Source organism: Rhizobium mesosinicum, from assembly GCF_019511345.1.
GTDB classification, from domain to species: domain Bacteria; phylum Pseudomonadota; class Alphaproteobacteria; order Rhizobiales; family Rhizobiaceae; genus Rhizobium; species Rhizobium mesosinicum.
This window is the reverse complement of record NZ_JAEUAK010000010.1, coordinates 219,130-233,014: the sequence shown is the minus strand read 5'-3', so window position 1 is coordinate 233,014 and position 13,885 is coordinate 219,130. Positions and strand designations below refer to the sequence as shown.

Below are 13,885 nucleotides of genomic sequence, written 5' to 3'. Positions count from 1 at the left end.
GAAGCTTGTATGACAGTTGCGTGACGTTAATTTTGTCATGAATAGCAGGAGCTTGCGGCAGATGTTTTATTTGCGACAGGCTGTCCTGATTCCGCGAAATCCGTCTTTGTTTTTGCTTTTTTAGCTGTTCCTCCTAACCAGGTTTGCGGAAAAGCCGGGTCTGTTCGAACAGGCCTTCCAGCGTTTTCATGCGCTCCTTCGTCTCGTCCCAGGTCGAATTCTGCACCGCTTCGATGAGCGCCTCCACAATGAAGAGTGTAACGACGGAGGAATCCCAGGCCGACGGCGCCTCGATCTGCACGCGGAAGGCGTGACGGGCGAGCTTGGCGGCGGGTGAGGTCCATTGGTCGGTGAAGACTATGATTTCAGCGCCGCGCTTGCGGGCGGCGGTGGCAAGGCTCACCATCTCCTGCTCATAGCGGCGGATATCGAAGATGATGAGCAGATCGCCCGGATTCATATTGAGGACGTATTGCGGCCAGCTTGACGAATTGGACGAGAGCAGCGCCGTGTTCGGGCGAATGACCTGCATATGGGTAAAGAAGTATTCGGCCAGCGCGCCGGTAATGCGTCCGCCGACGAAATAGAGCGTGCGTTTGCGGTCCGAGAGCAGGGCAGCGACATCGTCAAAGGTTGCCGTATCGAGATCGGTGAGCGTTTGACGCAAATTGCCCATAATGGCATCGGCGAAGCGGTTCAATATATGTGTGCCCGGCGCGTTCTGGGCCCAGCGATCGTGCTTGGCGATCGGATTGGAAATCGTCGCCTCGACTTCCTGATGCAGATGCTGCTGGAAATCCGGATAGCCCTTGTAGCCGAGCTTCTGGACCATGCGCACGACCGTCGGCGTGGAGACGCCGGCATTTTCAGCAATGGTGGTGATGCTGCCGAGACCTGAGACGGGATAGTTGTCGAGAAGGCTTTCGGCCAATTGTCTCTCGGCGCGCGTGAGCACGCCGAAATGCGAATGAATGACGTCTGAAACGGTCTTTGCCGCGACACTCACGTGATTTTGCTCCCCGGGATGGTCTGGCGCCACTTTCCCACTCAAAGTTAACAACGCTGTCACAATCCATGTCAATGACTGTCGTGAAAAGATATTTTCAGAGTGTGCTTGACACCGCGGTGAAGCTGAAGAATTCTTTTCTTGTAAGGTATTTATTAAGCGATGGGGGAAGCGCCGTTGGTGCTGGCTCAGGCCAAAATTCTCAACGAGGCGGACGGCGATTGCGTTGCAATCGAGCGTGCTCACGGCAAGAGCCCCGTGCTGCTTATCTGCGAGCATGCATCGCGCACGCTTCCTGAACATTTCGGTAATCTCGGCCTCTCCGAGGAAGCGCTTTCCAGCCATATCGCCTGGGATCCAGGTGCCCTTGCCGTTGCCCGCGCCATTTCCGCTGCGCTCGATGCAACGCTCATCTACCAGCGCTTCTCGCGCCTGATCTATGACTGCAACCGGCCGCCGAACTCGCCGGGCGCGATGCCCGAGGTCAGCGAGATTTATACGATTCCCGGGAACCAGGATTTGGCCGAAAGCGAGCGCCGCGCCCGCACGGAAGCTCTCTACCTGCCATTCCATGATCGCGTGCGTGCCTTGATCCGCGACCGGCAGGCGAAGGGGCAGGATAGCGTCATCGTGACGATCCACAGCTTCACTCCCGTCTATAATGGCAAGCAACGCGCCGTCGAGCTCGGCATCCTCCACGACGAGGACAGCCGGTTTGCCGACCGTATGCTGGAGTTTGCGGCCGATGCGCCGCTTTACCGCACCGAGCGCAACGAACCCTACGGACCTAAGGATGGCGTGACGCACACGCTGATCCTGCATGGCGTTTCCAACGGGCTTCGCAATGTCATGATCGAGGTCCGCAACGACCTCATCGCAGACGATACCGGCCAAGGGGTCGTGGCCGACTATCTAACAGGGCTCATCCAGAGAAGTTTGGAAGCCTGAAAAGAATAAGACCCCGGGGAGCAGTTTAACTGCGAACAGCCCGCAAGGCGAAAAGCCACGGGCACTATTGGCACAGGATCGGCCGCAATTCCGCGGGCGATTGTCAACAGGGGGAAGTCATGTCGGACTACACCGAAAGTGATAAGAAGCAGGATATGCATATCCTGCATTCCATGGGCTATGCCCAGGAACTCGAACGGCGGATGAGCTCGTTCTCGAACTTCGCAATCTCGTTTTCGATTATCTGCATTCTCTCCGGCGGCATCAATTCGCTCGGGCAGGCGACAGCGGGTGCGGGAGGAGCGGCGATTGGCCTTGGTTGGCCGCTCGGCTGCCTGATATCGTTCATCTTTGCCCTCGGCCTCGCGCAAATCGGCTCCGCCTATCCGACAGCCGGTGGCCTCTATCATTGGGGCTCGATCCTCGGCAATCGTTTCACCGGATGGCTGTCGGCCTGGCTCAACCTGCTCGGGCTCGTCACCGTGCTCGGTGCCATCAATGTCGGCACTTTCTACTTCTTCTTCGGGGCCTTCGGGCCGCAATTCGGTATAGAGGACACGCTCCTTCATCGCGTCGTCTTTGTGGCGATCATCACTGGGCTGCAGGCCGGCATCAATCATTTCGGCATCGGCCTGACTGCCAAGCTCACGGATTTTTCGGGATATCTGATCTTTGCAACAGCTATTCTGCTGACGATCGTCTGCTTGGCTGCTGCCCCCAGCTGGGATATTTCGCGGCTTTTCACCTTCGCCAACTATACGGGCACCGAAGGTGCATCGCTCGTGTGGCCGACTACCGTCTCGACAGGCATGGCATTCCTGCTCGGCCTGCTGTTGCCGATCTACACCATCACCGGCTATGACGCCTCGGCGCACACCTCGGAGGAGACCGTCAAGGCCGCGGTTTCCGTGCCGCGCGGCATGGTTTCCTCGGTTCTCTGGTCGGCGCTTTTCGGCTATCTTATGCTATGCGCCTTCGTGCTGATGATCCCGAACATGGACGATGCGGCAAAACAGGGCTGGAACGTGTTCTTCTGGGCGATGGACGCGCAGGTCAACCCGACGATCAAAACCATTCTTTACGTGCTGATATTCGTCTCACAGTTCTTGTGTGGCCTTGCGACGGTCACCTCGCTTTCGCGGATGATCTTTGCCTTCTCGCGTGACAAGGGGCTTCCGGCGTCCTCGGTCCTCGCCAAGGTCAGCCCGAGCTTCCGCACGCCGGTCGCAGCCATCTGGACGGGCTCGATCCTTTCCGTGCTCTTTGTCTGGTTTACATCGGCGATTACCATTGCCGGCACCCCGGCCTATTCGATCGTCGTATCGTGCACGGTCATCTTCCTGTTCCTGTCTTTCATTGTGCCGATCGCTCTCGGCCTCATCTCGATAGGAACAGCGAAATGGCCGAAGATGGGACCCTGGAATATGGGAATCGGGCTGTATAAAGTGGTTGCCGTTCTCGGCATCCTGTCGATGGCTTTGATTTTCTACATCGGCATTCAGCCGCCGAACGACTGGGCGCTGGAAATCACTGTAGGCTTCCTCGTCTTGACCGCTATCGTCTGGTTCGCATTCGAGAGCCGCCGCTTCAAGGGGCCGCCGATCGGCGAGGCGATCGCTAAACGTCAGGCTGAAATCGCAGCCGCGGAGGCGGCGGTTGGCGAAGTCTGAGAAGGAGCTTTCCCCTTATACGATGGGGCCGCATCGCGCGGCTCCATCACGGTTCAACGAAAAGGCATCGAACGGGTTGATCCCTGCGGTCGCATGCCCTTTCGTTGTCCCGATTTCCCGGTTTCAATTTCAGGCGGATGAATCATGAGCAGCTATACTCTCGACGATCTCAGACAGGACGTTGCCGACGGGCGCATCGATACGGTGCTGGCCTGCCAGGTGGATATGCAGGGACGCCTGATGGGCAAGCGCTTCCAGGCGGAATTTTTCCTCGAAAGCGCCTGGAAGGAAACGCATAGCTGCAACTACCTGCAGGCGACAGACATGGAGATGGAGACCGTTTCCGGTTACAAAGCGACCAGCTGGGAAAAGGGCTACGGCGATTATACGATGAAGCCAGACCTTTCGACACTGCGCGTCATTCCCTGGCTCGAAGGCACCGCGCTCGTGCTCTGCGACGTGCTCGACCATCATACACATGAAGAAGTAGCCCATTCGCCGCGCGCGATCCTGAAGAAGCAGGTGAAGCGGCTGGAGGGTATGGGCATGAAGGCCTACATGGCCTCCGAGCTCGAATTCTTTCTCTTCGACCAAAGCTATGAGGCAGCGCAGGCGTCCGGCTATCGCAACCTGAAGCTCGCCAGCGCCTATAACGAGGACTACCACATCTTCCAGACCACCAAGGAAGAAGAGGTGATGCGGGCGATCCGCAAGGGCCTGCAGGGCGCCGGCATTCCGGTCGAAAACTCCAAGGGCGAAGCGTCCGCCGGCCAGGAGGAAATCAATGTGCGTTATGCGGACGCACTGACCATGGCCGACCGGCATGCGATCATCAAGAACGGCTGCAAGGAAATTGCCTGGTCAAAAGGCAAGGCGATCACTTTCCTCGCGAAGTGGCACTACAACGCTGCCGGCAGTTCTTCGCATATCCATCAGTCGCTCTGGAGTCTCGAAGAAAAGCCGCTCTTCTTCGATCATGCCGGCCATCACGGCATGTCGCCGCTGATGCAGAACTATATTGCCGGTCTGCTCAGCCACGCGAGCGAGATCACCTATTTCCTGGCGCCCTATATCAATTCCTACAAGCGCTTCATGGCTGGCACCTTCGCGCCGACCAAGGCCGTCTGGAGCAAGGATAACCGCACGGCGGGTTATCGCCTCTGCGGCGAGGAGACCAAGGGGATCCGTATCGAGTGCCGCGTCGGTGGCTCCGACCTCAATCCGTACCTTGCCTTCGCTGCGCTGCTTGCCGCCGGCATCGATGGCATCGAAAAGAAGCTGGAACTGGAAGCGCCCTATGTGGGGGATGCCTATTTCGGCAAGGATATCCGCGAGATTCCGCGTACGCTGCGGGCTGCGACCAAGGCGATGACGGAATCGGAGATGCTGCGAACTGCCTTCGGCGACGAGGTCATCGATCACTATACCCGCGCTGCCGAATGGGAGCAGGAAGAATACGACCGCCGCATCACGGATTGGGAAGTGGCGCGCGGCTTCGAGAGAGCTTAAGAACATATTCGAAGCGGAACGTCGCCCGGCTGGATTCTCCTGCGGAGGACCAGTCGAGGTGTCTTTCTCTGCGGCTTAGAAGAAAACAGGATTTAGATCATGACAATGATCCAATGCATTTCGCCGATTGACGGCTCTGTTTACGCGGAGCGTCCGGCGCTTTCGCTCGAAGCGGCAAAGGAAGCCGTGACGGGTGCGCGCAAGGCACAGAAGGCCTGGGCCAAGCGTCCGCTCGAAGAGCGCGTCCAGTTGGTGCTGAAGGGTGTCGCCCGTCTCAACGAAATGTCCGATGTCGTCGTGCCCGAGCTTGCCTGGCAGATGGGCCGGCCGATCAAGTATGGCGGCGAATATCGCGGCTTCAACGAGCGCTCCAATTATGTCGCCTCGATCGCAGCCGATGCTCTGGCGCCGCTCGTCGTCGAAGAGAGCGACAAGTTCGAGCGCCGTATCGAGCGCGAAGCGCATGGCGTCGTCTTCGTCATCGCTCCCTGGAACTATCCTTATATGACGGCGATCAACACGATCGCGCCGGCGCTGATGGCCGGCAATACCGTCGTGCTCAAGCACGCCTCGCAGACGCTGCTCGTCGGCGAACGGCTGGTGCAGGCCTTCGTCGAAGCCGGTGTTCCCGAGGATGTGTTCCAGAACGTCTTCCTCGATCACGAGACGACTTCGGCGCTGATTGCGGCCGGCAGCTTCAACTTCATCAATTTCACCGGTTCGGTCGAAGGCGGCCGCTCGATGGAGCGGGCCGCGGCAGGCACCTTCACCGGTCTCGGCCTCGAGCTCGGCGGCAAGGACCCGGGCTATGTGATGGAAGATGCCGATCTCGACGCTGCCGTCGATACGCTGATGGATGGCGCGACCTATAATTCCGGCCAGTGCTGCTGCGGAATCGAGCGCATCTATGTGCATGAATCGCTCTATGACGCTTTTGTCGAAAAGTCGGTCGCCTGGGTTTCGAACTACAAGCTCGGCAATCCGCTCGATCCCGAGACATCGCTCGGGCCAATGGCGCACAAGCGCTTCGCCAAAGTGGTGCGCGAGCAGATCGCCGATGCAGTCGCGAAGGGCGCCAGGGCGCTTGTCGATCCGAAGCTCTTCCCGGCCGATGATGGCGGCGCCTATCTCGCGCCGCAGATCCTCGTCAATGTCGACCATTCCATGGCTTTCATGCGCGAAGAAACCTTCGGTCCGGCGGTTGGCATCATGAAGGTGAAGAACGATGACGAGGCGCTGGCGCTGATGAACGACAGCCAATACGGGCTGACGGCTTCGCTCTGGACGAAGGATGCGGAGCGGGCAGGGCGGCTCGGCCGCGAAATCGAAACCGGAACCGTCTTCATGAACCGCGCCGATTATCTCGATCCGGCTCTGTGCTGGACCGGCGTCAAGGAAACCGGCCGCGGCGGCTCGCTGTCGATCATCGGCTTCCACAATCTGACGCGCCCGAAATCCTACCATCTCAAGAAGGTTACAGCATGAGCAGCGCCAACATCACCGCCAACTGGAGCTACCCGACATCCGTCAAGCTCGGCCGCGGCCGCATCAAGGAACTGGCCGACGCCTGCAAGAGCCTCGGCATGAAGAAGCCGCTGCTCGTCACCGACCGCGGCCTCGCCTCGATGGCGATCACCAAGAATGCGCTCGACATTCTCGAAGATGCCGGCCTCGGCCGGGCGATCTTCGCTGATGTCGATCCGAACCCGAATGAAAAGAACCTCGAAGCCGGCATCAAGGCCTTCCGCGACGGCGGCCATGACGGCGTGGTCGCTTTCGGCGGCGGTTCTGGCCTCGATCTCGGCAAGTGCGTCGCCTTCATGGTCGGCCAGACGCGCCCGGTCTGGGATTTCGAGGATATTGGCGACTGGTGGACACGGGCGAGCGTTGAAGGCATCGCGCCGATCGTTGCCGTACCGACGACGGCCGGCACGGGCTCGGAAGTCGGCCGCGCCAGCGTTATCACCAATTCCGTGACGCATGTGAAGAAAATCATTTTCCATCCGAAGTTCCTGCCGGGTGTCGTCATCGCTGATCCGGAACTGACGGTCGGCATGCCGAAGATCATCACAGCAGGCACCGGCATGGATGCCTTCGCCCATTGCCTGGAAGCCTATTCCTCGCCCTTCTACCACCCAATGTCGGCCGGTATCGCGCTGGAAGGCATGCGCCTCGTCAAGGAATTCCTGCCCCGCGCTTACCGTGAAGGCACGGATCTGGAAGCCCGCGCCAACATGATGTCGGCAGCTGCCATGGGCGCCGTCGCCTTTCAGAAGGGTCTCGGGGCCATTCATGCGCTCTCACATCCGATCGGCGCCGTCTACAACACCCATCACGGCATGACCAATGCTGTCGTCATGCCGGCTGTTCTGCGCTTCAACCGCTCGGCCATCGAAGAGAAAATTGCCCGTGCGGCTGCCTATCTCGGAATTTCAGGCGGTTTCGAGGGTTTTTATGATTACGTGCTGAAGCTACGTTCCGAGCTCAACGTCCCAGACAATCTGACGGCGATGGGAATCACCCCCGACCGGATCGATGAACTGGCGGCGATGGCCATCGAAGACCCGAGCGCCGGGGGCAATCCAGTTGCAATGACGCTCGAAAATACCAAGACCCTGTTCAGAGATTGCTTCTGAACAGATAAAGGCGGACCTAACAGCTAGCCCGGAAAACCTTGGTTTTCCGGGATTTTTTGTTTTTAGCGCGTGCTTATTTCTAATGATGTGAAAAATGCAGGCCGCAATTTCAGCGGGTCCGCTTAACAGTTTGTTAACCACGATTGGAAAGGATGGGTTAACCGCACGATGCTCCGACAGTGCGATTGACAACGAGCGATGCCGGCTCGCGCCATTTCCCTTCGAGGACTAAGAATATGCCAGTCATCACATTCGCAAATACCAAGGGCGGCGCCGGCAAGACCACAGCCGTGTTGCTGCTTGCCACCGAACTGGCCCGCCAGGGCTACCGCGTCACGATCCTCGATGCCGATCCGCAGCACTGGATTTCGCGCTGGCACGAAATCTCCGGCCATGTGCCCAACATCAGCGTCATCGACTTCGTAACGACCGCCTCGCTGCCGCAGCATATCAGCGAAAACAAGCAGAATACCGATTACTTCATCATCGACCTGCCAGGCGCGCGCAATCCGCTGCTGGCAACGGCCGTCGGCCTCTCCGACCATGTGCTGATCCCGATCCAGGGCTGCGCCATGGATGCCCGCGGCGGCGCCCAGGTTCTCGAACTTCTGCAGTATCTGGAGGAGAGGGCAGGTATCAAAATCGGCCATTCGGTCGTGCTCACCCGCGTCAACTCCATGGTCACCACCCGTGCTTTGCAGCTCGTCAAGGCGCTGTTGAGTGAGCGTCACGTGCCGGTTCTCGATACGGCGATCATCGAGCGTTCGGCTTTCCGTGACATCTTCGATTGCGGCGGCACGCTGCATACGATGGACCCGATGCGCGTCAGCAACCTCGACAAGGCTCGTGAAAACGCCCTCTGTTTCGCTGAAGAAATCACCCGCAAGGTGCCGGGCCGGCTTCCGGTCGCGGTGCGGCTGGCAAACGCGATGCTCAGCGCTGCCTGATCATAATATTCGATGAAAAAATGCCCCGGCCTGTCTCGGGGCATTTTTTGTTTGTAACTACGAGCACGTGGAGTTGCTCTGCCTCTCCAGTCGGCTAACGCGCGGCTGAGACATCGGGCGAATAGACTTCGTTAATCGACGAATTCGACCGTCACGCCGGGCTTGACCATCTTGGCAAGCTCCGTCGCATCCCAGTTGGTGAGCCGGATACAGCCATGGCTCTGGGTGCGGCCGATCCTGGAGGGGTCGGGTGTGCCGTGGATGCCGTAGGTGGGTTTGGAAAGCGCCATCCAGACCGTACCAACCGGGCCATTCGGACCTGGCGGGATGTCGAGGATCTTGTCGTTGGCACCCTGCTGGAAATTGATCTTCGGATTATAGGTGTAGCCTGGATTGAAGGCGACGCGCTCGACCGTCACCGTACCTGACGGAGAAGGCGTGTCGGTGGAGCCGATCGAGGCGGGGTAGGCGGCAACGAGGTTGCCGGCGTCATCATATGCGAAAACCTGCTTGCGGCCCTTGTCGGCAAGGATCTTTGCAACAGTGCCGGCCTTGTTCCCGCCGGGATTGACGACTTTGATGACGGTGCCCGGAATGGTGAAATCCGCGCCTGGGTTCATTTCCTTCAGGAAGTTCTCGTCCATGTGGAAACGTTCGGCGAGCGCTTCGGTGACTGAGGTGTAGGCGAGGGACGGCAAGAGCGCCTTCTGCGAATAATCTTCGGGGATCTGTGCGACATAGGGACCGGCCGCATCCGCATCCGTGATCGTATAGTTGACGACCGGCAGGCCGCCATTCATGCGCAGTTCTTCGAGGATCGCATCCGTATTGTTCGGATCGAGTTTGGTCCCTGTCATTTGCTCATAGGCATAGATGGCCTTGGTGACGTTGGAGCCCATATGGCCATCGATGACGCCGGGCGAAACGCCGGCGCGATCGAGAAAGACCTGGAGGGCAACGATCTCGGGCTTAGACTTGTCCTTGAGCGTGATGACGGGTTCCTGCGGTGCCTGGCGGGGCTGATCGACCGGCGGAAACTGCTGATCGGGCTCTACCGCTGCGTAGTCGTCCTGGCCTGGCTGGTCACCGGGATAGGGTTGATCCTCAAGCGGCCGTCGCTCGATGGCGGCATCCTGCGGTATGGAGCCGGTGACCGGGCCGCGCTCTGAATAGCGTGTGTCGCCGTAGCCGTTGGCATCAGGGTAATAGGGATCGTTGTTGTCGGCGTCGTAATAGACTTCCCGGTCGGTGCGCGGCGAGTAATAGCCGCGGGCGCGCATTTCGGTGGCGACGATATTGCCGTAGCGGTCGATCAGCACGCGATTGCCACGATAATCGTGGGCATAGACGAAGCCGCGGCCGGGCGGGACGTAATCGAGAATTTCGCCGCTCGGGGTCACCAGTACGATATCGCTTCTGTTGCGGCCATATTGCTGCGCATCGGCCTGCTGCGGTGTGACGCCAGCGAACGCCAAAAACATCGCCGAAAGGGAAAGGGCCGATTTCAAAAAGCGATTCACGTCTCACACCTCGATCAGTGGCTCGGCAGACACACACCTGCGAATTTTGACGCTAGTGTGGAATTTCTTAAGCCGTGCTGAACAAAAGATAAAAACAACAGTATTTGGCGTTTACTCTTAAACGCTTGCGCGAAAATGACGTTCCCGTGAAGTCGCCAGCTGCGCTGTTGTCTGCCGCCGTTTCGCCCTCGATTGACCAGGGTGGCGGCACCACCTAACCCTATTGGCAGCCAAGATTCGCGGGAGGACAAGCGATGATCGAATTTGCCGCGGCGCGCGGGCCGCGCCTGGTGTTGGATGAAAGATCGGTGCTCGATATCGGCGGCTGCATCGTCGAGGGCATCGATATCGCGCCCAAGCGCGCCATACCTGACGATGGCGATCCGCGAATCGATCATTCGCTCGAAGGCTTCCTTTTCACCTGTGGTCCCGATCATATCCGTCATCGGCAACCAATTCCCGGCACGGATGGTACGATCTATCCACTTCATGGTTCGGCTTCCGGCCACGCGGCCAAGGTGTTCTGGACGAAGTTCGAAAATGGCAATGCCGAATGCCGCGCCGATATCGACATTACCACGGTCGAGGGTCTGCCTCAGCGCATCGAGCGCCTGTGGCGGATCGACGGGGCAACAGGCGAAGTCTCGCTTGAGGATCGCGTGGTCAATACGAGCAGCCAAGCGGTACCGACCTTTCTGATGTACCATATGAATCTCGGCGGCAAATGGCTGGACGCGGGAACGCGGCTCGAGGGGAAGATGCTCGACGGCGGCGGTTTTCCCTGGACCTTTGGCGAGGAACCGGGCGGCATCTTCTGCGTCGAGGCTCCGGCCACCGAAGACGGTTTCGCCGAAGTCCGCCTCGGGCCGATCGCGGCCATCAACGGCAAGACGTTGAGGGTGCGTTTCCGCGCCGATACGCTGCCGCATCTGCAGATTTGGCGGAACCAGAAGGCGCCGGCGCATATTATCGGGATCGAGCCCGTGTCGCATCGCTGGGTGCCGCGCGATGAACTGGAGGCCGCGGGCGAATTCAACTGGCTTAAGCCGGGGGAAAGCCGCAGCTACGGCCTGCGCTTTGCATTCGTCTAATGAAGGAGCGTCCGGCGAAGACATGTTGACGCTCGGCAGGGCGCGTCGTAGACCTTCAGCCCACCATTTTCGAGGAGATTGAGACGATGGATATCCGCCAGATCGACGATGAATACTCCGTTTCCGGCCAGATCACGGTAGATGATCTCGACCAGATCAAGGCGCTCGGCTTCAAGTCCATCGTCTGCCATCGTCCGGATGGCGAAAGCCCGGATCAGACACCCTTTGCCGTCATCGAGGCCCGCGCCAAGGAAATCGGCCTCGATATCACCCATGTGCCGGTTGGGCCTATGGGCGTGACCGAGGAAGCCGTGCAGGGCATGGTCGATGCGCTCGACGAATTCCAACGTCCGATGCTCGGCTACTGCCGCTCCGGCGCACGCTCCACGGCGATCTATCAGAAGACGCACCACATTCGCGCCTGATCCGGCTTTACCCGGTCCAATATGACGCCGCCTCAAGCGGCGTCTGTCATTTAATGAACAGGAGAACACGATGAGCATCAAGCGTATCGACATCGGCGCCCGCATGAGCGGTGCCGTCATCCACGGCAACACCGTCTATCTCGCAGGCCAAGTCGGCGAAGGCGAAAGCGTTACCGATCAGTGCAAGTCGGCACTCGGCGAAGTCGACCGTCTGCTCGCCGCTGCCGGCAGCAGCAAGTCGAAGATCCTGCAGACGATCATCTATCTCTCGGATATCGCCTATTTCGCAGAGATGAACGCCGTCTGGGAAGGCTGGATCGATCCGGCAAACCCGCCGGCTCGTGCCACCAGCGAAGCCAAGCTCGCTGCGCCGAAGTACAAGGTCGAGTTCATCGTCACTGCTGCTCTCGACTAAGAGCGCTGCAGGCCAACCAATCAAAGCCGGTGAGGTGTGAACTGGACGAGTTCACGTATTCACCGGCTTTTTGTTTGGGCAATTTCCGAGAGCGTCCGGGTTGGCGTAATAGCCTCGGGATCGAGTTTGATTTCGATGATCGCCGGCTTACCGCTGTCGCGCGCCCGCTCGAAGGCCTGAGCGAATTCGTCGGTCTTTTCCACCGTCTCGCCGTGGCCGCCATAGGCACGGGCAAGGACTGCAAAATCCGGATTGGTGAGATCGGTGGCGCTGACGCGACCTGGATATTCACGCTCCTGATGCATGCGGATCGTGCCGTAGATGCCGTTGTTGACGACAACCGATATGATCGGCAGGCCGTAGCGTATAGCCGTTGCAAATTCCTGGCCATGCATCAGGAAGCAGCCGTCGCCGGCAAAGCAGATGACCTCCCTCTCTGGAAAAAGCTGCTTGGCAGCGACAGCAGCCGGCAGGCCATAGCCCATGGAACCTGAGGTCGGCGCGGCCTGCGTGTTGAAGCGACGGAAGCGGTGAAAGCGATGCACCCAGGTGGCATAGTTGCCGGCGCCATTGGTGAAGATCGTGTCCGGCTTCGTATTGGCCTCCAGCCATTCCATGATCGGTCCCATCTGCACCGCGCCGAGCCCTGTCGCGGGCGGCTTCGACCAAATGAGATAGGCCTGATGCATGCGCTCGGTGCGTTCGGCCCAGCGCGGTTCTGCCGGCGCTTCGAGATCGGCGAGTGCAGCGACGAGATCGGCAGGGCTGGCGCAGATCGCAAGATCAGGGCGATAGACGCGGCCGAGCTCCGATGGATCCGGATGGATGTGGACGAGCGACTGGGCCGGGTAGGGGATATCGATGAGCGTATAGCCCGAGGAGGCCATTTCCGACATGCGGCTGCCGAGCAGGATCAGGAGGTCGCTCTCCTTGATCTCCTTTGCCAGCGCCGGATTGATGCCGATGCCGACATCGCCGGCGTAGCAGGGGTGCAGGTGATCGAACAGCATCTGCCGGCGGAAGGAGCAGCCGACCGGCAGGCGGAAGCGCTCGGCAAAGGTCTGGAAATCGGCGACGGCATCGGCATCCCAGCGGGTGCCGCCAAGGATGACCATCGGCCGCTCGGCCTTCAGCAGGCGCAGATAGAGATCGTCGATCTGGCTGCGGCCGGGATGGGCTTCGACGCGCGCGTAGCGCCTTGCTTTCGGGGCCTCGACCTCGTCGCGCAACATATCTTCAGGTAGCGTCAGCACGACCGGACCCGGACGACCTGATGTTGCGATCGCGAAGGCGCGGGTGACGAATTCCGGGATGCGGGCGGCATCATCGATCTCGCCGACCCATTTGGCGAATTCGGTGAAGGCGCGGCGGAATTCGACCTCCTGGAAGGCTTCGCGCTCGCGCGCATCCCGCTGCACCTGACCGATGAAGAGGATCATCGGGATTGAATCCTGCCGGGCAATGTGCAGACCGGCAGAGGCATTGGTGGCGCCGGGGCCGCGGGTGACCATGCAGATGCCAGATTCGCCCGTCAGCCGGCCCCAGCAATCCGCCATCATGGCAGCACCGCCCTCCTGACGACAGACGATGACGTCGATATCGCTGTCATGCAGGGCGTCGAGCACGGCGAGGAAGCTTTCTCCCGGCACGCAGGAGAGGCGCTTAACCCCGTTCGCCTTCAGCGCCTCGACGATCAACTGCCCGCCTGTCCTCTTCAT

General features: G+C 59.6%; 12 protein-coding genes. 9 read left to right on the top strand and 3 right to left on the bottom strand.

The genetic code is table 11. The features are described from left to right. Positions 1–133 precede the first annotated feature (133 nt). Positions 134–1,006 (bottom strand): MurR/RpiR family transcriptional regulator, encoded by an 873-nt coding sequence (locus JNB85_RS23905; protein ID WP_220336764.1) that lies wholly within the window; start codon positions 1,004–1,006, stop codon positions 134–136. A 177-nt stretch (positions 1,007–1,183) separates the two neighbouring features. Here JNB85_RS23905 and JNB85_RS23900 point away from each other — a divergent pair, with 177 nt between their 5' ends. From JNB85_RS23900 to JNB85_RS23875, 6 genes are all read left to right on the top strand, one after another. Next, positions 1,184–1,954 carry an N-formylglutamate amidohydrolase gene (locus JNB85_RS23900; protein WP_220336763.1) on the top strand — a complete coding sequence of 257 codons (771 nt, stop codon included), beginning with the start codon at positions 1,184–1,186 and terminating at the stop codon, positions 1,952–1,954. 119 nt (positions 1,955–2,073) lie between these two features. Further along, a complete protein-coding gene (locus JNB85_RS23895) occupies positions 2,074–3,624 on the top strand; it encodes an amino acid permease (RefSeq protein ID WP_220336762.1) in 1,551 nt (516 codons plus the stop codon). Positions 3,625–3,768: 144 nt separating this feature from the next. Continuing rightward, on the top strand, positions 3,769–5,133 hold the full coding sequence (locus JNB85_RS23890; RefSeq protein WP_220336761.1) for a glutamine synthetase family protein: 1,365 nt from the start codon (positions 3,769–3,771) through the stop codon (positions 5,131–5,133). 99 nt (positions 5,134–5,232) lie between these two features. Then, a complete protein-coding gene (locus JNB85_RS23885; protein ID WP_220336760.1) occupies positions 5,233–6,618 on the top strand; it encodes an aldehyde dehydrogenase family protein in 1,386 nt (461 codons plus the stop codon). Beyond that, positions 6,615–7,769 carry an iron-containing alcohol dehydrogenase gene (locus JNB85_RS23880; protein ID WP_220336759.1) on the top strand — a complete coding sequence of 385 codons (1,155 nt, stop codon included), beginning with the start codon at positions 6,615–6,617 and terminating at the stop codon, positions 7,767–7,769. The genes JNB85_RS23885 and JNB85_RS23880 overlap by 4 nt, the downstream gene beginning before the upstream one ends. A gap of 236 nt (positions 7,770–8,005) precedes the next feature. After that, positions 8,006–8,716 carry a ParA family protein gene (locus tag JNB85_RS23875; RefSeq protein ID WP_220336758.1) on the top strand — a complete coding sequence of 237 codons (711 nt, stop codon included), beginning with the start codon at positions 8,006–8,008 and terminating at the stop codon, positions 8,714–8,716. A 131-nt stretch (positions 8,717–8,847) separates the two neighbouring features. Here the strand turns inward: JNB85_RS23875 and JNB85_RS23870 are convergent, their stop codons facing one another. Then, positions 8,848–10,197: a L,D-transpeptidase family protein gene (locus JNB85_RS23870; protein WP_222858765.1), complete on the bottom strand. Its 1,350-nt coding sequence runs from the start codon at positions 10,195–10,197 to the stop codon at positions 8,848–8,850. 293 nt (positions 10,198–10,490) lie between these two features. On the opposite strand from JNB85_RS23870, the gene JNB85_RS23865 reads away from it, so the two are divergent. The 3 genes from JNB85_RS23865 (at position 10,491) to JNB85_RS23855 (ending at position 12,167) form a co-directional block, all read left to right on the top strand. Continuing rightward, on the top strand, positions 10,491–11,327 hold the full coding sequence (locus JNB85_RS23865; protein WP_220336756.1) for a DUF4432 family protein: 837 nt from the start codon (positions 10,491–10,493) through the stop codon (positions 11,325–11,327). A gap of 86 nt (positions 11,328–11,413) precedes the next feature. Continuing rightward, a complete protein-coding gene (locus JNB85_RS23860; RefSeq protein ID WP_220336755.1) occupies positions 11,414–11,752 on the top strand; it encodes a protein tyrosine phosphatase family protein in 339 nt (112 codons plus the stop codon). A 70-nt stretch (positions 11,753–11,822) separates the two neighbouring features. Continuing rightward, a complete protein-coding gene (locus JNB85_RS23855) occupies positions 11,823–12,167 on the top strand; it encodes a RidA family protein (protein WP_220336754.1) in 345 nt (114 codons plus the stop codon). A gap of 59 nt (positions 12,168–12,226) precedes the next feature. Here the strand turns inward: JNB85_RS23855 and JNB85_RS23850 are convergent, their stop codons facing one another. Beyond that, positions 12,227–13,885, bottom strand: a complete 1,659-nt coding sequence (locus tag JNB85_RS23850; protein ID WP_220336753.1) for a thiamine pyrophosphate-binding protein — start codon at positions 13,883–13,885, stop codon at positions 12,227–12,229.

Excerpts from the sequence above, each read along its gene's own strand:
- JNB85_RS23895 (WP_220336762.1), top strand. The coding sequence starts at position 2,074 with ATGTCGGACTACACCGAAAGTGATAAGAAGCAGGATATGCATATCCTG.
- JNB85_RS23890 (WP_220336761.1), top strand. The coding sequence starts at position 3,769 with ATGAGCAGCTATACTCTCGACGATCTCAGACAGGACGTTGCCGACGGG.
- JNB85_RS23885 (WP_220336760.1), top strand. The coding sequence starts at position 5,233 with ATGACAATGATCCAATGCATTTCGCCGATTGACGGCTCTGTTTACGCG.
- JNB85_RS23880 (WP_220336759.1), top strand. The coding sequence starts at position 6,615 with ATGAGCAGCGCCAACATCACCGCCAACTGGAGCTACCCGACATCCGTC.
- JNB85_RS23875 (WP_220336758.1), top strand. The coding sequence starts at position 8,006 with ATGCCAGTCATCACATTCGCAAATACCAAGGGCGGCGCCGGCAAGACC.
- JNB85_RS23870 (WP_222858765.1), bottom strand. The coding sequence starts at position 10,197 with ATGTTTTTGGCGTTCGCTGGCGTCACACCGCAGCAGGCCGATGCGCAG.
- JNB85_RS23865 (WP_220336756.1), top strand. The coding sequence starts at position 10,491 with ATGATCGAATTTGCCGCGGCGCGCGGGCCGCGCCTGGTGTTGGATGAA.
- JNB85_RS23860 (WP_220336755.1), top strand. The coding sequence starts at position 11,414 with ATGGATATCCGCCAGATCGACGATGAATACTCCGTTTCCGGCCAGATC.
- JNB85_RS23855 (WP_220336754.1), top strand. The coding sequence starts at position 11,823 with ATGAGCATCAAGCGTATCGACATCGGCGCCCGCATGAGCGGTGCCGTC.
- JNB85_RS23850 (WP_220336753.1), bottom strand. The coding sequence starts at position 13,885 with ATGAAGAGGACAGGCGGGCAGTTGATCGTCGAGGCGCTGAAGGCGAAC.